This window comes from Serratia sp. NFX21 (genome assembly GCF_048517035.1).
Classification (GTDB): Bacteria; Pseudomonadota; Gammaproteobacteria; order Enterobacterales; family Enterobacteriaceae; genus Serratia; species Serratia quinivorans.
The window spans coordinates 4,781,032-4,801,016 of record NZ_CP183196.1 but is presented as its reverse complement, the minus strand read 5'-3'; the positions used below and the strand labels follow the sequence as shown (position 1 = coordinate 4,801,016).

The following is a 19,985-nucleotide window of genomic DNA, read 5'->3' as shown; positions in this document are numbered from 1 at the left end:
TCGCTTAACGTGAAACGTTCAGTGCGTCGAGCAAATACTGCGGCAGAGCAAAGCTGCCCGCGTGAATTGCCGGGTTGTAATAACGACAGTTTAAGCCGCTTTGATGAAAGCGATGTTGCAGCGTGGTCAGATCAAGCTGGCGCAGCGCCGGATCCTGGCTCGCCCAGGCGAAGGTCATGATACCGCCGTAATAGGTCGGGATCGCCGCCTGATAGAAGCTGACGTCCTTGAAGTATTGGCTCAGCCTGGTGTGGCTATTGACCGCTTCGTCTTGCTGCAGGAAGCACACGCCGTTCTGCGCAACAAAAATGCCGCCTTCGTTCAGGCAGCGCGCGCAGCCTTCGTAGAATGCTGAGGTGAACAGACTTTCGCCGGGGCCGATGGGATCGGTACAGTCAGAGATAATCACATCGAATTTTTCATCGGTCTGATTAACAAAGTTGACGCCGTCGTCGATCACCAGCTTGAAGCGCGGATCGTCATAAGCACCGGCATTGTGGTTTGGCAGATATTGGCGACAGAACTCGACCACACCGGCGTCGATCTCAACCATGGTGATCTGCTCTACGCCCTGATGGCGGCTGACTTCGCGCAGCATGGCGCCGTCGCCACCGCCGATGATCAGCACTTTCTTCGCCTGGCCGTGGGCCAGCAGCGGTACGTGGGTCATCATTTCGTGATAGATGAACTCATCGCGCTCGGTGGTTTGCACCACGCCGTCGAGCGCCATCACGCGCCCCAGAACCGGGTTTTCAAAAATCACCAAATCCTGATGCTCGGTCTTCTCACGATACAGTACGTTCTCTACCGAGAAGTACTGGCCGAAGTTGGCATGCAGCGTTTCATACCAAATTTCTTTCTGGGTCATGTGCGGGGACTCCGTAATAACAGCCATGAAAAATTGGCGCAACATCATAGCTAACTCTGCCTGGTGATGCACGGCTGAATTTCAAACAGAGGTAGCGCAAGGCGGGGGGATTAGTTGGCGTATGCCAGCAGGCTCAGCGAGTCGCGCGCCAGGGATTTGCACTTGTTAGGGGTAGGGATGGCTATCCCGCTGAGATCGCGATAGCTGTCTTCACCCAGCGCCTTCATATTAAAACTATTATAGTTGGTCAGATCCCAACGGTTTTGCTGAGCGAAATAAACGATGGCGCGCTTGATTTGTGCATTGGGCAAATCGTTGTAGCCGCAGTCATTTTTCAAATAAATAAAGACCGCCGTCAGATCGGCCAGATCTTCCGCCTCAGACTCATTCAGCGCCAGACTGGCGTTGGAGAACCCCAGCATGGTGAGCAGCAGCACCAGTAACGTTGTTTTTTTCATCATGAAAATAGACCTGTTTATTGTCCACAGACGTTATCACACTTGCCTGTAAAGGCACCAAATTTTATTACCGGCAGGTAACATAACCGGCAGCAAAGGCTTGACCTTCCGCTAAGGGGAGGGTTTAGGCTGCGAACAGATCAATCTATACCCATACTCTTTCAAGTTGCAGTACAGCTTGTGCCGCATTAAGTGCCGATCAATGAAAAAGGGAGTCAGCGATGTTACGCCGTGATTTTATCAAATTGACCGCTGCGCTGGGCGCGGCAAGTGCTTTACCCTTGTGGAGCCGGGGCGTGTGGGCAGCCGAGCTGCCGGCGTTGCCGATCCCGCCGCTGCTGATGCCGGACGCTCAAGGGAACATAGCGCTGGCGCTGCAAACCGGCGAAATGAACTGGCTGCCGGGCAAGGCGACCCAAACCTGGGGCGTTAATGGGGCGTTATTGGGGCCTGCGGTGCGATTGCAGCGCGGCAAACCGGTGACGGTGGATATTCGCAATGGCTTGCCGGAGGCCAGTACCGTTCACTGGCACGGTCTGGAAATCCCCGGTGACGTTGATGGCGGCCCGCAGGCACTGATTCAGCCAGGTACCACGCGCAGGGTGCAGTTCAAGGTCGAACAGCCCGCAGCCACCTGCTGGTTCCATCCGCATACTCACGGCAAGACCGGCCAGCAAGTGATGATGGGTTTGGCGGGGCTGGTTCTGCTGGAAGACGACGAGAGCAGCAAGTTGCCGCTGCCTAAAACCTGGGGGCAGGATGATATTCCGGTGATCCTGCAGGACAAACGGTTGGGTAAAGATGCACAGATTGAATACCAGCTGGACGTAATGAGTGCCGCAGTAGGCTGGTTCGGTGACCGCATGTTCACCAACGGTGCCCAGTATCCACGGCATGTGTCACCGCGCGGTTGGCTGCGTTTGCGTTTCCTCAACGGTTGTAATGCGCGTTCACTGAATCTGGCAACCAGCGATAATCGACCGCTCTACGTGATCGCCAGCGATGGCGGCTTTTTGGCCGAGCCGGTCAAGCTGACCGAACTGTCGATGCTGATGGGCGAACGCTTTGAAGTGCTGGTGGATGCCTCCGACGGCAAGCCTTTCGATATTGTTACGCTGCCGGTTAAACAGATGGGCATGACGCTGGCCCCGTTCGACCAGCCGCTGCCGGTATTGCATATTCAGCCTTCGCTGGCGCAGGGTATCAAGAGCATGCCGGACAGCCTGGTCAAATTGCCCGCAATACCGGCGGTAAGCGGGATCCAGGAGCGCTGGTTGCAACTGATGATGAACCCGCAGTTGGATAAGCTGGGTATGCAGGCGTTGATGGACCGCTACGGCCATCAGGCCATGGCCGGCATGAGCATGGACCACGGCAGCATGCCTAAAGACGGTGGTGATATGGCCGGCATGAAAGGCATGGACCATGGCAGTATGAAGGGGATGGACCACGGCAATATGAAAGGGATGGATCATGGTGCCAAGTCGTTCGACTTCAGCCATGCCAATATGATCAACGGCAAGGCCTTCGACATGACCAAGCCGATGTTTGAGGCCAAGCGCGGCAAATACGAAAAATGGACCATTTCGGGTGAGGGCGACATGATGCTGCATCCGTTCCATATTCACGGCACCCAGTTCCGCATCCTGTCGGAAAACGGCAAACCTCCGGCGGCTCACCGCAGCGGCTGGAAAGACACGGTGCGGGTCGAAGGTTGGCGCAGTGAAGTATTGGTGCGCTTTGATCACCCAGCCAATAGCGATCATGCCTATATGGCCCACTGCCACCTGTTGGAACATGAAGATACCGGCATGATGCTGGGCTTTACCGTCACCGACTGATCACCCCCATGGAAAACCGGGCGGCGCACTCGCGTCGCCAGCGGCGTCAGGCTATGCTAAACTCTGCGCCCTTCTTCCGGCAACTGACCTGAAAACTATGAAACACACTGTAGAAGTAATGATTTCCGAGCAGGAAGTTAAGACCCGTATCGCCGAACTTGGCCGCCAGATCACCGAAGATTACCGCGATAGCGGCAGTGATATGGTGCTGGTCGGGCTGCTGCGCGGTTCCTTTATGTTCATGGCCGATCTGTGTCGCACCATTGAAGTGCCGCATGAGGTCGACTTTATGACCGCCTCCAGCTACGGCAGCGGCATGTCCACCACCCGTGACGTGAAAATCCTCAAGGATTTGGATGAAGACATCCGTGGCAAAGACGTGCTGATCGTCGAAGACATCATTGACTCCGGCAATACGCTGAACAAAGTGCGCGAAATTCTGGCGTTGCGCGGGCCGAAATCACTGGCGATTTGCACCCTGCTGGACAAGCCTGAACGTCGTGAAGTCGAAGTGCCGGTGGAGTACGTGGGCTTCCCGATCCCGGACGAGTTCGTGGTGGGTTATGGCATCGATTACGCTCAGCGTTATCGCCATTTGCCGTACGTTGGCAAAGTAGTGCTGCTGGACGAGTAATATGCGGTGGGCGCGGTTTGCCGCGCCCCTGACAGGATTAAATCCCCTTATCCTGCTGCAGTGTAGCCATCGCCTTGCGATAGCCCATTTCCAGGCTTTCCCGGCTGGTGGCTGCAACTTCCAGATCCCGCAGACGTCCGTCTTGGATCCCGTACACCCAACCGTGAATCATCACTTTCTGCCCGCGTTTCCACGCTGACTGCATAATGGTGGAATGGCCCAGGTTATAGACTTGCTCAATCACGTTGATTTCACAGAGTACGTCGAGGCGCTGTTCTGGCTCCAGCTCACCCAACAGTGAACTGTGTTTGTACCACAGGTCACGGATGTGCAGCAGCCAGTTGTTGATCAGCCCCAGCTCAGGATTCTCAACCGCGGCCTCTACGCCACCACAGCCCAGGTGACCGCAGATAATAATATGCTCAACTTCCAGAACGTCGACGGCGTACTGCACCACCGACAGGCAGTTTAAATCGGTGTGAATCACCAGGTTGGCCACGTTACGGTGAACAAAGAGTTCACCCGGTTCCAGCCCGGTCAGTCTTTCCGCGGGAACGCGGCTGTCTGAACAACCTATCCATAAAAAGCGAGGCTTTTGCGCCTGGGCCAAACGTTCAAAAAAGTTCGGGTCTTCCTTGCTGATGTTAGCCGACCAGGTATGGTTATTAGCGATAAGCTTTTCGATTTCTTTCATGGAGGTTATAGACCTGTAACGGACAGATTGCGTTGGGGTAATATAGGACAAGCGTCACAGTTTGGAAATCGGAACAGCTACGCTAGAGGGTATTCAGCCACTTTTTATACAGTAAAGCGGGATGGAACCTGAATTTTCCGCACGGATTTGCCTCAGTGAAAACGCTGCTGATGATAACATCACCTTCATTACAAGACGCAGCAGCATACTCATCGTCACAAGGTACTTTTTAACTTATGAATTATGCACTGGAAATAGCGCAGCTCACCAAGACTTACGCCGGTGGCGTCAAGGCATTGCGCGGGATCGACCTGAACGTCGAGGCGGGGGATTTCTACGCCTTGCTGGGGCCTAACGGCGCCGGAAAATCCACTACCATCGGCATTATCAGCTCGCTGGTTAATAAGACGTCCGGCAGCGTGCGGGTGTTCGGCTACGATATCGATAAAGACATCGTCAACGCCAAGCGCCAACTTGGGCTGGTGCCGCAGGAGTTCAACTTTAACCCGTTCGAAACCGTGATGCAGATTGTGGTCAATCAGGCCGGCTACTATGGCGTGACCCGCCGTGAGGCGCTGGTGCGGGCGGAAAAATACCTGACCCAGCTGGATCTGTGGGGCAAGCGCGACGAACGTGCCCGCATGTTATCTGGCGGGATGAAGCGCCGCCTGATGATCGCTCGCGCATTGATGCATCAGCCAAAATTGCTGATCCTCGACGAACCGACCGCCGGGGTAGATATCGAGCTGCGCCGCTCGATGTGGGGCTTCCTGAAAGAGCTTAATGCCCAGGGCACCACCATTATTCTCACCACCCACTATCTGGAAGAAGCAGAAATGCTGTGCCGCAATATCGGCATTATCCAAAATGGTGAGCTGGTGGAAAACACCTCGATGAAAGGCCTGTTGGCCAAGCTGAAGTCTGAAACCTTCATCCTCGATCTGGCGGCGAAAAGCCCGTTGCCGAAGCTGGACGGTTACCGTCATCGCCTGACGGACACCTCAACGCTGGAAGTGGAAGTGATGCGCGAGCAGGGCCTGAATGGCCTGTTTGCCCAGCTCAGTGCGCAGGGCGTTCAGGTACTGAGCATGCGTAACAAGGCCAACCGGCTGGAAGAGCTGTTTGTCACTCTGGTTAACGGTAATGGAGAAAAAGCATGATGCGTTTGTATTGGGTGGCCTTGCAGAGCATCTGGGCTAAAGAGATCAACCGTTTTGCCCGCATCTGGATCCAGACGCTGGTGCCGCCGGTGATCACCATGACGCTGTATTTCATCATCTTCGGCAACCTGATAGGTTCACGCATTGGCGAGATGCACGGTTTTGATTACATGCAGTTTATCGTCCCCGGTCTGATTATGATGGCGGTGATCACCAACTCATACGCCAACGTGGCGTCATCGTTCTTTAGCGCCAAATTCCAGCGCAACATTGAAGAGCTGCTGGTGGCACCGGTACCGACGCACGTGGTGATTGCCGGTTACGTCGGTGGTGGCGTAGCGCGCGGTATTTGCGTCGGCGTGCTGGTGACCGTGATTTCGCTGTTCTTCGTGCCGTTGCAGGTGCATGCCTGGTGGGTGATTGTCGCTACGCTGCTGCTGACGGCGATTTTGTTCTCGCTGGCGGGGCTGATCAACGCGGTGTTTGCCACCACCTTTGACGACATCAGCCTGATCCCGACCTTCGTGCTGACGCCGCTGACCTATCTGGGCGGGGTGTTTTACTCGCTGACGCTGCTGCCGCCGTTCTGGCAGGCGGTGTCCAAACTGAACCCGATTGTCTACATGATCAGCGGATTCCGCTATGGCTTCCTGGGCATCAGCGACGTGCCGTTGACGCTGACCATGACGGTGCTGGTGGCGTTCATTGCGGTGTTCTACCTGCTGTCCTGGTACCTGATTGAGCGCGGTCGCGGTCTGCGTACCTGATTAACCAGCGTCCCCGGACATCGCGTACGGGGACGCTTTATCTCACCTGAAGCAAGTAGCCTGTAAATCAATAGAATTGCTCAAATAACCCCTTTCTCCCCGCCATTCAAATCGTGCTATGCTGGCGCTCCACATTTTCTCCATTTTGTTATATACCCTATGAATTTCAAGTTGCGGCTGGAAAAGCGACGGGTATACGCACTCGTAAGCAGAACATAACCATGCGGTCTACACACAAGATAGCGGCTGGGTTACTCGGCATTCTGTTGTCCCTTGTCGCCCCGGCAAGCCTGGCCAATTTGTTGTCGGAAGACAGTGCCGTTAAATCCGAATATATGGAAGCGCAACGCGACAGTGAGGTTTATTCGCTGATTGGCGAGCATGTCATTCCTGTCGGTGAAGTGAAGCAGGGGCAACTGATCCAGGTGTTCCCGGCGGATGCGGAATATTACGAGTTCAAATTCGGCCACGGCACGGGTTTTATCGATAAAGACGATGTGCGAGAGCTTAAAAAATCACGCAAGGTGAAAGACGATCTGGGGGAGTTGAATAAACCGCTGACTAACCAGAACCTGATCACGCAGAAGGCGATCAACGTCTATACCGATGCGGATAACACCAGCGATGTGTTTGGAGTACTGGAACAGAACCTGCGCTACCCGATTATCGGCAAGCTGAAAGATCGGCTCAACAACACCTGGTATGAGGTCAATATTGGCGATCGCCTGGGTTATGTCAGTGAGCTGGACTGCGAGATTGACACCGGTATACCGATACTGACCTATCATCATCTGCTGAAAAACGAAGAGAACAAGCGCTTCCGCCATACCTCGACGACCACCTCTGACGTGGCGTTCAGTAACCAGATGACCTATCTGAAGCAGGCGGGCTACGACACCATTTCCCTGTATCAGTTGGAAGCCTACCTGAAAAACCAGATCAATCTGCCGGGCAGGGCGGTGGTGCTGACATTTGATGACGGGCTGAAATCGGTCTATCGCTACGCTTACCCGGTCTTGAAGAATTACGGCTTCCGTGCCACGGCGTTTATTATTTCTTCACGCATCAAGCGTCACCCGCAGAAGTGGAACCCAGATTCGCTGCAGTTTATGAGCATTTCCGAGCTGAAGCAGATTCAGGACGTGTTCGACGTGCAGTCGCATACCCATTTCCTGCATCGTACCGACGGTAATCGTCAACCGATCCTGCTCAGTCGTTCGCTGCACAATATTGAATTCGATTTTGAGCGCTCACGCCGCGCGCTGTCGCAGTTTAATCCGCATGTGCTGTATGTCTCCTACCCATTTGGCGGCTACAATCAGCGGGCGATACAGGCTGCGAAAGACGCCGGTTTTCATATGGCGGTGACCACGGTGCAGGGCAAGGTGAAACCGGGGGATAACCCCTATACGCTGAAACGGCTGTATATCTTGCGCACCGACTCGATTCAGACCATGGCGGACAGAATAGCCAATAAGCCAGGAACGCTGGTGGTGCAATAATCAGGAAGGAACGGGCGCCGACAGCGCCCGTTTTTACTTTTATGCGACCTGAACCGGCACGGCTTTCGCCTTGCGCTGCAGGTGGTTGTCACCCTCGAAGTAGCCCACTTTCGGGCGGTGTTGGCGGGCATCGGCATCGCTCATCTGTACGTAGGAGCAGATGATCAGTTTGTCGCCCACGCAGGCGCAGCGTGCTGCCGCACCATTGACCGAAATAATGCGCGAACCGCGTTCGGCGGCGATGGCATAGGTTGAGAAACGCTGACCGTTATCAACGTTATAAATATCGATAGCTTCATATTCCAGAATGCCTGCGGCCTCCAGAAAGTCCTGATCAATCGCGCAGGAGCCTTCATAGTGCAAGTCGGCCTGAGTCACTTTCACCCGATGCAGCTTGCCTTGCAGCATAGTACGTATCATAACTTTACCTAACTGAGTATCAGCCTTCACAGGCGATTGAGGTGGCGTTTATACCCTTCGTCTTTCAAGCTGCAGCGTTGTTGGCTGCTTACGCTCACCCCAGTCACTTACTTGAGTAAGCTCCTGGGGATTCCCGTACTTGCCGCCTAGCTGCAACTCGAAATCCATTAGGGTAGATTTTTATTACTTTCCCAATAACAACGGTACCAAATATGCAAAAATCTACAGCGTCAGGTCAACCTGCTGGTTGTCGATCAGCCGCGCTTTACCCAGCCAGGCGGCCATTAACACCACGGCACGTTGGCTTTCAACACCCAGCGGTTGCAGGCTGTCGGCGTCGCGGATAAACAGCTCATCCGGGGTGAACCCGGCGTTGCGCAGGTGCTCTGCGGTTTGTTCCAGCAGCTCGTCGACGTGGCGTTCACCGTTGCTGAGCTGTTCGGCCAGCGCATTCATGATTCTGCTGAGCTGTGGGGCGATTTTCCGCTCTTCGGCGGTCAGGTAACCGTTGCGTGAGCTGAGCGCCAGACCATCTTTGGCCCGTACTGTCGGTACGCCAACAATGTCGATGTCGTAGCCCATATCCGCCACCATCTTGCGGATCAGCGCCAGTTGTTGGTAATCCTTCTCGCCAAAACAGGCCAGATCCGGCTGCACCAGATTGAACAACTTGCTGACAATAGTGGCGACGCCGCGGTAGTGGCCCGGACGGCTGGCACCCTCCAGCATGGTGGAAATCCCCGGTACGTCGACATAGGTTTGCTGTTCCAGCCCCTGCGGATAGACATCGGCCGGCGCAGGGGCGAACACCAGTTCGACGCCGCGGCGGGTTAGTTTCTCGCTGTCTTCCTGCAGGGTGCGTGGGTAACTGGCCAGATCTTCAGGGCGTTCGAATTGCATCGGATTGACGAAAATACTGACTACCACGATATCGGCGCGCGCGCGGGCTTCATCGATAAGCTGCATATGACCTTCGTGCAGGTTGCCCATGGTCGGCACCAGCGCGATGCGTTTCCCATCCTGACGCCAGCGGCGGATCTGCTGACGCAACAGCGGCAGGGTTTCGATAATTACCATTCCATAACTCCTAACGCGGACACTTTAGTTGAAAGAGTGCTCTTCAGCGGGGTAAATGCCTTGCTCTACGTCCTGAATATATTGTTGCACCGCCGAGCGGATATCGCCGCTCTGTGCCAGGAAGTTTTTAGCGAATTTTGGCGTGTGGCCACCGGTAATGCCGAAGGCGTCGTGCATCACCAGGATCTGTCCATCGGTGGCGTTACCGGCACCAATGCCGATCACCGGAATGGTCAGGGCTTCGGTGACCTTGCGTGCCAGTTCGGTTGGTACGCACTCCAGCACCAGTAGTTGGATACCGGCCAGCTCCAGATTTATTGCATCTTCCAGCAGTTGTTTGGCGGCAAGTTCATCGCGGCCTTGCACCTTGTAGCCGCCGAATACGTTGACTGACTGCGGCGTCAGGCCGAGATGGCCACAGACCGGCACCGCGCGTTCGGTGAGTGTTTTCACCGTTTCACACAGCCAACTGCCGCCTTCCAGTTTCACCATATTGGCACCGGCCTGCATCAGCTCGGCGGCATTGGCGCAGGCCAACTGTGGGGTGGCATAGCTCATAAAGGGCAGGTCGGCCAACAGCAGACAGGCCGGAGCACCCCGGCGCACGGCACGGGTATGATAGGCGATATCGGCGACGGTGACCGGTAGGGTAGAGTCGTGGCCCTGCAGCGTCATGCCCAGTGAATCGCCCACCAGCAGCACTTTAACGCCTTGCTCTTCAAACAGTTTGGCAAAGCTGGCATCGTAGGCGGTGAGGGAAGCAAACTTGCGCTGTTCCTGCTTCCACTGGTGCAAATGGGTCACGGTGGTGGGTTTCATCACGTCGTCTCCTGAATAGAGCCGCGCGGTGTACGCAGGGCCCTGGCGGCAAAAAAGTGCTGTCATTCTACTGTAACCCTAACGGGGTGGGTAGCGCAGATCATAATGCTTAAGCGGTTCTTAAGAACCTTGTGGTGTAATGGGCGGCAATGGCTAAAAAAGGACGCACATGCGAATTCTGCTGATAGAAGATGACAAGTTAATCGGCGACGGTATCAAGGCCGGGCTGACCAGGCTGGGCTTTAATCTGGACTGGTTTACCGATGGATTGGTCGGCAAAAATGCGCTGGAAAGCGCGCCTTACGATGCGGTGATCCTCGACTTGAGCCTGCCGGGCCTCGATGGCCTGGATCTGTTGCGTCAGTGGCGGCAGGCCGGCCATGACGTGCCGGTGCTGATCCTGACCGCGCGTGATGCACTGGAGCAGCGGGTCAGCGGCCTGCAAAGCGGTGCCGATGATTACCTGTGCAAACCTTTTGCCCTGACGGAGGTTGCGGCGCGCCTGCAGGCCTTGATTCGCCGTCGTCACGGCCAACTGATGCCGCAACTGGTCCATGGCAATGTGGTGTTCGATACCGCAACCCGCAGCGTGAGCTGTAACGGTGAGCCGGTCACGCTGACCCCGCGTGAATTGGCGGTGCTGGAGCTGTTTTTGCATAACAAGGGGCGGGTATTGGCACGGCCGCTGATCCAGGAAAAACTGTACAACTGGGACGACGAAGTCAGCAGCAACGCGGTGGAGGTGCATATCCATCATCTGCGGCGCAAGCTGGGTAACGGGTTTATCCGCACCATACACGGCGTGGGTTATACGCTGGGGGACAACGCGTGAAACATCTTAGTCTGCGGTTGAGATTGATCCTGATTTTCAGCCTGCTGGCGTTATTGACCTGGTGTGCTGCCAGCCTGGTGGCCTGGAAGATGAGCCGCAATACCATCAACGAAGTCTTCGATACCCAGCAGATGCTGTTTGCCAAACGGCTGGCAACCGCCAATCTGGGCGATCTGTTGGCAGACGAGAGCGTGCGCAGCCTGCCGAAAACCAAAAAACTGGTGCATCACGGCAAGCGTGGCGAGCAGGATGATGATGCGCTGGCGTTCGCCATCTTCGACCGCAGCGGCAAGATGCTGCTCAATGACGGGGAGAACGGGGCAGATTTCCGTTTTGACGGCGACCGTGAAGGTTTCACCGACGGAGAACGTAAGGGCGATGACGACAGTTGGCGGTTGCTGTGGCTGACCAGCCCGGATGGCCGTTATCGCATCGTGGTGGGGCAGGAGTGGGATTATCGCCGGGATATGGCGCTGGGCATGGTAACCGGGCAACTGGTGCCGTGGCTGGTGACGCTGCCGATACTGATGCTGCTGATTGCGCTGATGGTCGGGCGCGAGCTGCGGCCATTACGCACCGTCGCTGCCGGGCTGCGTAAACGCGCACCGGACGATGCCACGCCGCTGGATGCCGGTCAGGTACCGACCGAAGTCCGGCCATTAGTCGATGCGCTTAATGCTCTGTTTGCCCGAATCAATGCGCTGTTGGTGCGTGAACGCCGTTTTACTTCTGACGCCGCCCACGAACTGCGTAGCCCATTGGCGGCGCTGCGGGTGCAAACGGAAGTGGTACAACTGGCCGGTGATGACGAGCAGATGCGTGAGCATGCGCTGGGCAATTTGACGGTAGGTATCGATCGCGCCACCCGGTTGGTGGATCAACTGCTGACGCTGTCGCGGTTGGATTCCCTGTCAGACCTCGCCGAGCTGGAAGCTGCCGACTGGAGCCAACTGGTACCGATGACGTTGGCCGAGCAGGATCGCCATGCTCATGCGGCCGGCGTCACGCTACGTTACGAACAGCAGGGGATGCCACCACCGTTACAGGGGCAAGCGTTGCTGCTGTCGCTGCTGGTGCGCAACCTGGTGGATAATGCGGTGCGTTACACCCCGACGGGCGGTACGGTCACGGTGAGGCTGACAGAGCGTCTGTTGACGGTGGTAGACGATGGCCCGGGCGTGACGACGGAACATCTGGCGCGGTTGGGGGAGCGTTTTTATCGTCCACCGGGTCAGGAACAGACCGGTAGCGGGTTGGGGTTGTCAATTGTGCAACGCATTGCCGGTTTACACGGGCTGCGGGTTAGCTTCGCCAATCGGCCTGAAGGGGGCTTTATTGCTCAGGTAGCGCTGTAGGGGCGTTCTGTATATCCTGCGCCGACTCAGGCTTTTTGCCTGGGTTGGTGCCAGAGCTCCATGCCGTTTTGCGGCACACGCTTCAGGCAACTGACCAGCGATTCGCCGTCCGGGAAGACTAACTCGGGGGCGATTTCTGCCAACGGATAGAGCATAAACTCACGCTCTTTCAGACCGTAGTGCGGCACCGTCAGGCGATCGGTATGGATCACTTGTTCGCCATACAGCATGATATCCAGATCGAGGGTGCGTGGGCCCCAGCGCTCATCTTTGCGCACGCGGCCCTGATTGCGTTCAATCGCCTGGGTGTGATCGAGTAACTGTTCGGCGGGCAGTAAGGTATCCAGTGCCACCACCGCATTGAGAAAGTCCGGCTGGTTCTGCGGCCCCAGCGGCTTGGTGCGGTAAAACGAAGAACAGACGATCAACCGGGTGCGCGGGAGATGCTCCAGCGCTTCCAGTGCGGCTTTCACCTGCTGTAGCGGGTGCGCCAGGTTGCTGCCCAGCGCGATATAAACGCGGATCATTATTCTCCTTCTTTACGCGGCGTCCGACGGCGAGGGCGGCGCTGACGCGCACGGCGCGGTGCCGGATCGTCACCCAAAGTACTTAACATGGTTTTCTGTCGTGCCGGTGTGGCTTCCTGGAACTCGCCCCACCATTCGGTCAGACGCAGCATCTCCTGGTTTTCTTCTACCTCGGCACGCAGCGCCAGCAAATCGTAAGCGGCGCGGAATTTCGGATGTTCCATCAGCTTGTGCGCACGCTTGCCCTGACGGCGGGACAGACGCAGCTGCAACTGCCAGATATCGCGAACCAGCGTGGTGATGCGTTTCGGGATGGCCAGCGAACGACACTGCTCGTCCAACACATCATTCATCGCCAGCGCGAAGGCGTCGTAGTAAGCCAGCCCACTTTCCTGCGCCAGTTTCTGCGCATGTTCCAGCAGCGGATACCAAAGCATAGCAGCAAACAGGAACGCCGGATTGACGCGCATGTTGTTTTGCAGACGGTAGTCGGTGTTCTTCAGTACCTGCGCCAGAATACGCTCCATTGGCGTGTCCTGACCCGGCGTGAAGTGACGTGCAATCTGCGGGAACAGCGGCTGGAACAGCTGGTATTCACAGAGTTTCAGATAGGTCGGGTAACCGTAGCCTGCCTGCAGCAGCTTGAGTGATTCCTCAAACAGACGCGCCGGCGGGATCTCATGCAGCAAGGACGCCAGGCGCGGGATTGGCTCGGCGGTTTCATCGCTGATGGTCATGTCCAGCTTGGCGGCAAAGCGCACCGCGCGCAGCATACGCACCGGGTCTTCACGATAACGGGTTTCCGGATCGCCAATCAGGCGGATCACGCCCTGTTTAAGATCGCGCAGGCCATCGACGTAATCACGCAGGGTGAAGTCCGCTACGCCGTAATACAGGCTGTTGATGGTGAAGTCGCGGCGCTGGGCATCTTCTTCGATCGAACCAAAGATGTTGTCGCGCAGCAGCATGCCGTTTTGGGCCTGCTGGGAAGAATTTTTGTCAGACTCCGGCGTTTGCTGCTCGTGGTGACCACGGAAGGTGGCAACCTCAATGATTTCCGGCCCGAACATCACGTGGGCCAGGCGGAAGCGGCGGCCAACCAGACGGCAGTTGCGGAACAGCTTGCGCACTTGCTCCGGCGTCGCGTTGGTGGTGATGTCGAAATCTTTCGGTTTTTTGCCCAGCAGCAGGTCGCGTACGCCGCCACCGACCAGATAGGCTTCGAAGCCGGATTTGTTCAGGCGATACAGCACCTTCAGCGCATTCTCACTGATGTCTTTACGTGAGATGGAATGCTGGTCGCGTGGGATCACGGTCATTGAGCCGGTTCCCTCTGCGGCAGGAAAAGGGGGGCGTTTACGCGGTGCCGGCCGGCGGGCAGGGCTTTCTCTGCCGCGTTCGACGGAACGTCGCTGCGGCGCGGCCGGCTGTTCCGCCACCACGCTTTCTTCGCGGACTACGTTTTTATCGCTGACCGGCGCATCGTCGCGCGGTTGCTTGTCATCGCGGATTAGCACCTTACGGCAGAAATTGGCTACTCGGGTAAAAATGGTACACCTCGATAGTGTCTGATAAAAATGGCGCTAACAAAAAATAGCGGCTAATCATAGCTCACCATGGCTCTTTTGAGAATGCCGATGTGTTTTCGTCCAGGGAAATAGCCTCCCGGCGTGGCACATCCTCCAGCTTCCAGTGAGCGACTGCCCAGCTCAATAATAACGACAGGTCAAGATCTTGCCAGCTTTCCGGCAGCGGTTGACGCAGAAATTTCAGCGCGGCCACCAGGGTCGGCCGTGGATCGCCGTCGGGGAGAGCGGGCGCATGGTTTTGCTTCGACAGTTTGCTGCCGTTAGCGCCCAGCGCCAGCGGCAGATGTACATAGGTGGGTACCGGCGCCTGCAACTGGTGGTACAGCGCTATCTGGCGCACCGTGGGTTCAATCAGGTCGGCACCACGCACAATTTCGGTAACGCCCTGAAAATGGTCGTCCACCACCACCGCCAGATTATAGGCGAACAGCCCATCGCGTCGGCGGATGATAAAGTCTTCCCGTGCCAGCGCCGGGTCGGCCTGCAACTCGCCCTGCAGGCGGTCATGAAAGGCGTAAACCGGGGTGGACTGGCGTAAGCGAATGGCGGCACCCTGCGGGCCAAGATTCAAATGACGACAGTGGCCGTCATACAGACCGCCTAGCTGCTGGATACGGCTGCGGGTGCAGTTGCAGCAATAGCTGAGCCCCTGCTGATGCAGTAGATCCAAAGTAGCGCGGTAGGCTTCATGACGTTGGGATTGATAGATGACCTGGCCGTCCCAGAGGAGACCATAGTGTTCCAGAGCGGATAAGATACGATCGGCCGCACCGGCGACTTCGCGCGGGGGATCGATATCTTCAATGCGAACCAGCCACTGCCCGCGTTGGGCACGAGCCTGGAGGTAGCTTCCCAGAGCGGCAATCAGCGAACCAAAATGCAGGCTTCCGGAAGGCGATGGGGCAAAGCGCCCCACATATTGTCTTTCTTGCATATCAGAGGGGAAACTTTCCCTTTTCTCTGTGCGGCGCACGCAGAACGCACGCCGCAGCGGTAACAACTGTATTAGCCTGCCATCTGCTTTTCGCGGATTTCGGCCAGAGTCTTGCAGTCGATGCACAAATCAGCAGTCGGACGCGCTTCAAGGCGACGAATGCCGATCTCCACGCCGCAGGATTCGCAGTAGCCGAAATCTTCGTCTTCTACTTTCTTCAGCGTTTTCTCGATCTTTTTAATCAGTTTGCGTTCGCGGTCGCGGTTACGCAGTTCAAGACTGAACTCTTCTTCCTGAGTGGCACGGTCGGCCGGATCAGGGAAGTTGGCTGCCTCTTCCTGCATATGAGATACAGTACGATCCACTTCATCCCTGAGCTGGTTGCGCCATGCTTCAAGAATGCGCTTGAAATGCGACAACTGGGCGTCGTTCATGTACTCTTCGCCCGGCTTCTCTTGGTACGGCTCCACCCCAGCGATGGCGAGAATGCTCAAGGACGAGGTTTTACGGGTTTGCCCTTCTTGCATGTTGCTTCTCCTACATACACACGCACTATCGAATCCCCAATGTGGGGGAAAAACAGGCCGCTATAAATAACAGATGGGAAGTAGGTTGGCAATTATTCCTGTCGCCTGCTTGACAATGGTGTGAAGGAAGGCGTATTTGGCGACGCGTTAACCGGTTGTCGAATTATTGGTGCCCGGTCAGTGCTAATCGATAAAAAACGGTAACTTATCGCAGAGATATATACCGTCAGGTGATAATTTAGCCCCATAGCAAACCACTTCTACGCCCAACTGCTGAACCTGTGCCAACAGTGTCGCATAACGCTCATCTATATGATGTGCCGGTGCGACCTGCTCAATACCGCTATGTAACACAGCAAAGAACAATACCGCCCGTTGCCCGCTTTCAACCACGCTTAGCAACTCACGTAAGTGCTTCTGTCCTCTGAGCGTTACCGCATCAGGGAAGTAACCACGTTGTTGTTGCAATAATGTGACTGACTTAACTTCAATATAGCAGTTAGCGCGATCTTCTGCCTGTAATAACAAATCGATACGACTGCTTTCGCTGCCATATTTTACTTCGCTACTTATTTTACTGTAACCGGATAATTCATTGATTAGATTCTGTTCGATCGCCTCACGTACCAGGGTGTTGGCTCGCAGGGTGTTCACGCAGATCCAGTCCCCCTGTTGGGTATGCGTCAGTTCCCAACTGTGGGCATATTTACGTTTGGGGTTATCCGAGGTGGAATACCAGACGGTATCGCCAGGCGTGGCACAGCCGGTCATGGCACCGGTATTGGCGCAGTGCAGGGTGAAGGTTTCTCCTTCCGGGGTAATGACGTCCGCCAGAAAGCGTTTGTAACGTTTAATCAGCGTGGCGTGGCGCAACGGTGGCGAAAAAATCATGGCGTATCCTGATGGGCTAAAGACCATTGCTCAAGCATCTGATAACGCGTGCGGCCGTTTTCAAACACTGACTGGTACAGGGCGAATTCGTTAGCGCTGAAGTTCCAGCCCGGCGTAGCGGGCGGTACGGCGACCGGCTGCGTTGCGCTGCGCAGCAGGGTGATATGCGGATGAAACGGCATGGGGTTTTGATAGCAGCCGCTGCGGGCCGCTTGCGATCGCAACAGCTCCGCCAACTGCAATAGCCCACGCGGTGCCCGCCGGGTGCCGAGCCAGACCACGCCGGGGCGCGGCCAGTGGCCGAGGTCATCGAGCACCATGCTGAAACCGGGCTGGCTGATACGGGCGGCCAGTTTTTTCAATGCGGATTCTTTTTGCGCCGAAACGTCACCAAGAAAGGCCAGCGTCAGATGTAAATTGGCTGCCGCGACCGGTCGGCCGACTTCCGGCGCGAAGGCTTCGGCGCGCCAGCGGATCACCTGTTGCTGCAGCGCATCAGGCAAGGTCAGGGCGAAAAACAGGCGGCGCGAGCTGGACATAGGTTCCCGGCAAGTAATGAAAGGCGGAGTCTAATGCTACAATGTGCGCCGCCCAATGTTAACCACTACGGAGAGTTCTGTGTCTTCACTGCCCGTCAGCGCGGTTCTTGATGAATTACTCACTGCGCTGCAATCCGCCCCGCAGGTATTGCTGCATGCGCCGACCGGTGCCGGTAAATCCACCTGGCTGCCATTACAGATCCTGGCCAGAGCCGGGCTGCCGGGGCAAATTATCATGCTCGAACCACGGCGATTAGCGGCGAAAAACGTGGCTTATAGGTTGGCACAGCAACTGGGAGAAGAGCCTGGCCAGACGGTGGGTTACCGCATGCGCGCCGAAAGCAAAAGCGGGCCGAATACCCGATTGATCGTTGTTACCGAAGGTATTCTTACCCGCATGCTGCAGCAGGATGCCGAGCTGCAGGGCGTCTCGCTGGTGATCCTCGACGAATTCCATGAACGTAGCCTGCAGGCCGATCTGGCATTGGCGCTGCTGCTGGACGTACAGCAGGGGCTGCGTGACGATCTAAAGCTGCTGATCATGTCGGCGACGCTGGATAACGCCCGCCTGTCGCAGTTGCTGCCGCAGGCCCCAGTGGTGGTCTCTGAAGGCCGCAGTTTCCCGGTTGAACGCCAGTATCAGCCGTTGGCCAGTCATCAGCGGCTGGAGGACGGCGTGGCCGCGGCGGTCAAACGCCTGCTGTCGGAACAGACGGGATCGCTGTTGCTGTTCCTGCCGGGCGTAGCGGAAATCAACCGGGTGCTGGAGCGGTTGAACGGAGAGGTGGCGGCCGATACCGAGCTATGCCCGCTGTACGGTGCCTTGCCGTTGGCACAGCAACAGAAAGCGATTCAACCGGCCCCCGCCGGGCGACGCAAAGTGGTGCTGGCGACCAACATCGCCGAAACCAGCCTGACTATTGAAGGTATCCGGCTGGTGGTAGACAGCGGCCTGGAGCGAGTGGCGCGTTATGACGTGCGTAACGGGCTCACGCGGCTGATCACACAACGTATCAGTCAGGCGTCAATGATCCAGCGTGCAGGCCGTGCCGGGCGTCTGGAGCCGGGTATCTGCTGGCATCTGTTTGCCAAAGAGCAGGCAGAACGGGCGGCAGAGCATGCCGAACCGGAAATTCTGCAAAGCGATCTCGCCGGTTTTTGGCTTGAGTTGCTGCAATGGGGCTGTCATGACGTCGGGCAACTGACCTGGCTCGATAGGCCACCGGAAACGGCGCAGGCTGTTGCAGCGGCTGGGGGCCATTGATGACGGCGATAAACTCACCTCGCGCGGCCGGCAGATGGCCAAACTGGGCTGTGAGCCACGGCTGGCGGCGATGTTGACCCACGGCGCGGAGCTTGGCGCTGATGGGCTGGCAACGGCCGCCGCGCTGGCGGCGTTACTGGAAGAGCCTCCGCGCAGCGGACAAATGGATATTGGCTACTGGCTGAGCCGTCCGCAGCCGAACTGGCAACGCCGTGCCACCCAGCTTGCCCGACGTTTGCCAGGAAAAACCGGGCAGGTTGATGTCGAGATGGCACCGCGCCTGTTGGCGTTAGCCTTCACTGACCGCATCGCTCAACGGCGCGGTCAGGATGGCCGTTACCTGCTGGCCAACGGCATGGGGGCGGCGATGAATCAGGATGAGGCGTTATCGCGTGCGCCATGGCTGATCGTACCCAGTCTGCTCCAGGGGCATAACAGCCCCGATGCTCGTATCCTGCTGGCGCTGCCGGTGGAGATTGAGGCGCTGGCGGCACAGTTGCCGGCGATGGTTTCCCAGCAAACCGCCGTAGAGTGGGATGAGGAAAAAGGCACGCTGCGCGCCTGGAAACGCCAGCAGATTGGTCGCCTGACGCTGCGTGCGCAGCCGCTGGCCAAACCGGCTGCCGAAGAGCTGCAACTGGCGCTGCTCAATTGGGTACGTGCCCAGGGGGTAGCGGTGCTCAACTGGGACACCGCCGCCGAACAGTTGCGTGTACGCTTGCAGTGCGCACAGAACTGGCTGCCGGAGGCTGACTGGCCACCGGTCGACGATGAGTCGTTGTTGGCATCACTGGAACAGTGGCTGCTGCCGTCGCTGAGTGGCGTACGCGACATGCGTGGACTGAAACAGGTGAATATCGCCGAGGCGCTGGCGCGGTTACTGAATTGGCAGCAAAAGCAGCGACTGGATAATGCGTTACCCACTCATTACACTGTGCCGACCGGCAGCAGGCTGCCGATCCGCTATGATGCCGGCAAACCCCCGGCGCTGGCGGTGCGTTTACAGGAAGTGTTTGGTGAACAACGCAGCCCGATGCTGGCCGAAGGTCGCATCCCGGTGGTGCTTGAGTTACTCTCACCGGCGCACCGGCCGTTGCAAATCACCGGCGATCTGGCGGCGTTCTGGCAGGGCGCTTATCGGGAAGTGCAAAAAGAGATGAAAGGGCGTTACCCGAAGCACGTGTGGCCGGACGACCCGGCAAATACCGCTCCTACGCGGCGCACGAAAAAATATCAGTAAATGAATTCAGATGTTTCTTCTGTTCAGCGGCGTCACGCCACGACAGA

The 19,985-nt window shown here is 56.9% G+C and carries 19 protein-coding genes and 1 pseudogene; 8 read left to right on the top strand and 12 right to left on the bottom strand.

Annotated elements, in window-relative coordinates; translation table 11 throughout:
- Window positions 1–4: 4 nt before the first annotated feature.
- Both speE and ACNT1W_RS22415 read right to left on the bottom strand, forming a co-directional pair.
- On the bottom strand, window positions 5–868 hold the full coding sequence (speE, locus tag ACNT1W_RS22420; protein WP_012146703.1) for a polyamine aminopropyltransferase: 864 nt from the start codon (window positions 866–868) through the stop codon (window positions 5–7).
- A 110-nt stretch (window positions 869–978) separates the two neighbouring features.
- The gene (locus ACNT1W_RS22415; RefSeq protein ID WP_037410781.1) at window positions 979–1,326 is read right to left on the bottom strand and encodes a YacC family pilotin-like protein; all 348 of its coding nucleotides are present in this window, start codon (window positions 1,324–1,326) and stop codon (window positions 979–981) included.
- Window positions 1,327–1,547: 221 nt separating this feature from the next.
- On the opposite strand from ACNT1W_RS22415, the gene cueO reads away from it, so the two are divergent.
- Together cueO and hpt are read left to right on the top strand one after the other, a co-directional pair.
- Window positions 1,548–3,167, top strand: a complete 1,620-nt coding sequence (gene cueO, locus ACNT1W_RS22410) for a multicopper oxidase CueO (RefSeq protein WP_261132608.1) — start codon at window positions 1,548–1,550, stop codon at window positions 3,165–3,167.
- Between the two features lie 97 nt (window positions 3,168–3,264).
- Window positions 3,265–3,801 (top strand): hypoxanthine phosphoribosyltransferase, encoded by a 537-nt coding sequence (gene hpt / locus ACNT1W_RS22405; protein ID WP_012146700.1) that lies wholly within the window; start codon window positions 3,265–3,267, stop codon window positions 3,799–3,801.
- Between the two features lie 37 nt (window positions 3,802–3,838).
- On the opposite strand, the gene can is transcribed toward hpt, so the two are convergent.
- Window positions 3,839–4,495, bottom strand: coding sequence for a carbonate dehydratase (gene can, locus ACNT1W_RS22400; protein WP_012146699.1), 657 nt, complete (start codon window positions 4,493–4,495; stop codon window positions 3,839–3,841).
- Between the two features lie 236 nt (window positions 4,496–4,731).
- On the opposite strand from can, the gene ACNT1W_RS22395 reads away from it, so the two are divergent.
- The 3 genes from ACNT1W_RS22395 (at window position 4,732) to ACNT1W_RS22385 (ending at window position 7,924) form a co-directional block, all read left to right on the top strand.
- Complete coding sequence (locus ACNT1W_RS22395; protein WP_012146698.1) at window positions 4,732–5,655, top strand: ABC transporter ATP-binding protein; 924 nt, start codon at window positions 4,732–4,734, stop codon at window positions 5,653–5,655.
- Window positions 5,652–6,422, top strand: coding sequence for an ABC transporter permease (locus tag ACNT1W_RS22390; protein WP_012146697.1), 771 nt, complete (start codon window positions 5,652–5,654; stop codon window positions 6,420–6,422). Before ACNT1W_RS22395 ends, ACNT1W_RS22390 begins: the two co-directional genes overlap by 4 nt.
- A 221-nt stretch (window positions 6,423–6,643) precedes the next feature.
- Window positions 6,644–7,924: a polysaccharide deacetylase family protein gene (locus tag ACNT1W_RS22385; RefSeq protein WP_017893937.1), complete on the top strand. Its 1,281-nt coding sequence runs from the start codon at window positions 6,644–6,646 to the stop codon at window positions 7,922–7,924.
- A 39-nt stretch (window positions 7,925–7,963) separates the two neighbouring features.
- On the opposite strand, the gene panD is transcribed toward ACNT1W_RS22385, so the two are convergent.
- From panD to panB, 3 genes are all read right to left on the bottom strand, one after another.
- Window positions 7,964–8,344 (bottom strand): aspartate 1-decarboxylase, encoded by a 381-nt coding sequence (panD, locus tag ACNT1W_RS22380; protein WP_012146695.1) that lies wholly within the window; start codon window positions 8,342–8,344, stop codon window positions 7,964–7,966.
- Window positions 8,345–8,566: 222 nt separating this feature from the next.
- Window positions 8,567–9,421 carry a pantoate--beta-alanine ligase gene (gene panC / locus ACNT1W_RS22375; protein WP_112363496.1) on the bottom strand — a complete coding sequence of 285 codons (855 nt, stop codon included), beginning with the start codon at window positions 9,419–9,421 and terminating at the stop codon, window positions 8,567–8,569.
- Between the two features lie 24 nt (window positions 9,422–9,445).
- Window positions 9,446–10,240 (bottom strand): 3-methyl-2-oxobutanoate hydroxymethyltransferase, encoded by a 795-nt coding sequence (gene panB / locus ACNT1W_RS22370; RefSeq protein ID WP_419246153.1) that lies wholly within the window; start codon window positions 10,238–10,240, stop codon window positions 9,446–9,448.
- 169 nt (window positions 10,241–10,409) lie between these two features.
- Here panB and qseB point away from each other — a divergent pair, with 169 nt between their 5' ends.
- Window positions 10,410–11,072 (top strand): quorum sensing response regulator transcription factor QseB, encoded by a 663-nt coding sequence (qseB, locus tag ACNT1W_RS22365; RefSeq protein WP_012146692.1) that lies wholly within the window; start codon window positions 10,410–10,412, stop codon window positions 11,070–11,072.
- Window positions 11,069–12,427, top strand: a complete 1,359-nt coding sequence (qseC, locus tag ACNT1W_RS22360; RefSeq protein WP_419246152.1) for a quorum sensing histidine kinase QseC — start codon at window positions 11,069–11,071, stop codon at window positions 12,425–12,427. The genes qseB and qseC overlap by 4 nt, the downstream gene beginning before the upstream one ends.
- Window positions 12,428–12,453: 26 nt before the next feature.
- On the opposite strand, the gene folK is transcribed toward qseC, so the two are convergent.
- From folK to thpR, 6 genes are all read right to left on the bottom strand, one after another.
- Window positions 12,454–12,954: a 2-amino-4-hydroxy-6-hydroxymethyldihydropteridine diphosphokinase gene (folK, locus tag ACNT1W_RS22355; RefSeq protein WP_017893931.1), complete on the bottom strand. Its 501-nt coding sequence runs from the start codon at window positions 12,952–12,954 to the stop codon at window positions 12,454–12,456.
- Window positions 12,954–14,504, bottom strand: a complete 1,551-nt coding sequence (pcnB, locus tag ACNT1W_RS22350; RefSeq protein ID WP_071593043.1) for a polynucleotide adenylyltransferase PcnB — start codon at window positions 14,502–14,504, stop codon at window positions 12,954–12,956. Before pcnB ends, folK begins: the two co-directional genes overlap by 1 nt.
- 61 nt (window positions 14,505–14,565) lie before the next feature.
- Window positions 14,566–15,477 carry a tRNA glutamyl-Q(34) synthetase GluQRS gene (gene gluQRS, locus ACNT1W_RS22345; protein WP_012146688.1) on the bottom strand — a complete coding sequence of 304 codons (912 nt, stop codon included), beginning with the start codon at window positions 15,475–15,477 and terminating at the stop codon, window positions 14,566–14,568.
- Between the two features lie 71 nt (window positions 15,478–15,548).
- Window positions 15,549–16,004, bottom strand: a complete 456-nt coding sequence (gene dksA / locus ACNT1W_RS22340) for an RNA polymerase-binding protein DksA (RefSeq protein WP_012146687.1) — start codon at window positions 16,002–16,004, stop codon at window positions 15,549–15,551.
- Window positions 16,005–16,187: 183 nt separating this feature from the next.
- Window positions 16,188–16,895 (bottom strand): DNA/RNA nuclease SfsA, encoded by a 708-nt coding sequence (sfsA, locus tag ACNT1W_RS22335; protein ID WP_017893929.1) that lies wholly within the window; start codon window positions 16,893–16,895, stop codon window positions 16,188–16,190.
- On the bottom strand, window positions 16,892–17,434 hold the full coding sequence (thpR, locus tag ACNT1W_RS22330; protein ID WP_012146685.1) for an RNA 2',3'-cyclic phosphodiesterase: 543 nt from the start codon (window positions 17,432–17,434) through the stop codon (window positions 16,892–16,894). The genes sfsA and thpR overlap by 4 nt, the downstream gene beginning before the upstream one ends.
- A gap of 79 nt (window positions 17,435–17,513) precedes the next feature.
- On the opposite strand from thpR, the pseudogene hrpB reads away from it, so the two are divergent.
- Window positions 17,514–19,938, top strand: a pseudogene (gene hrpB / locus ACNT1W_RS22325) (ATP-dependent helicase HrpB).
- Window positions 19,939–19,985 lie beyond the last annotated feature (47 nt).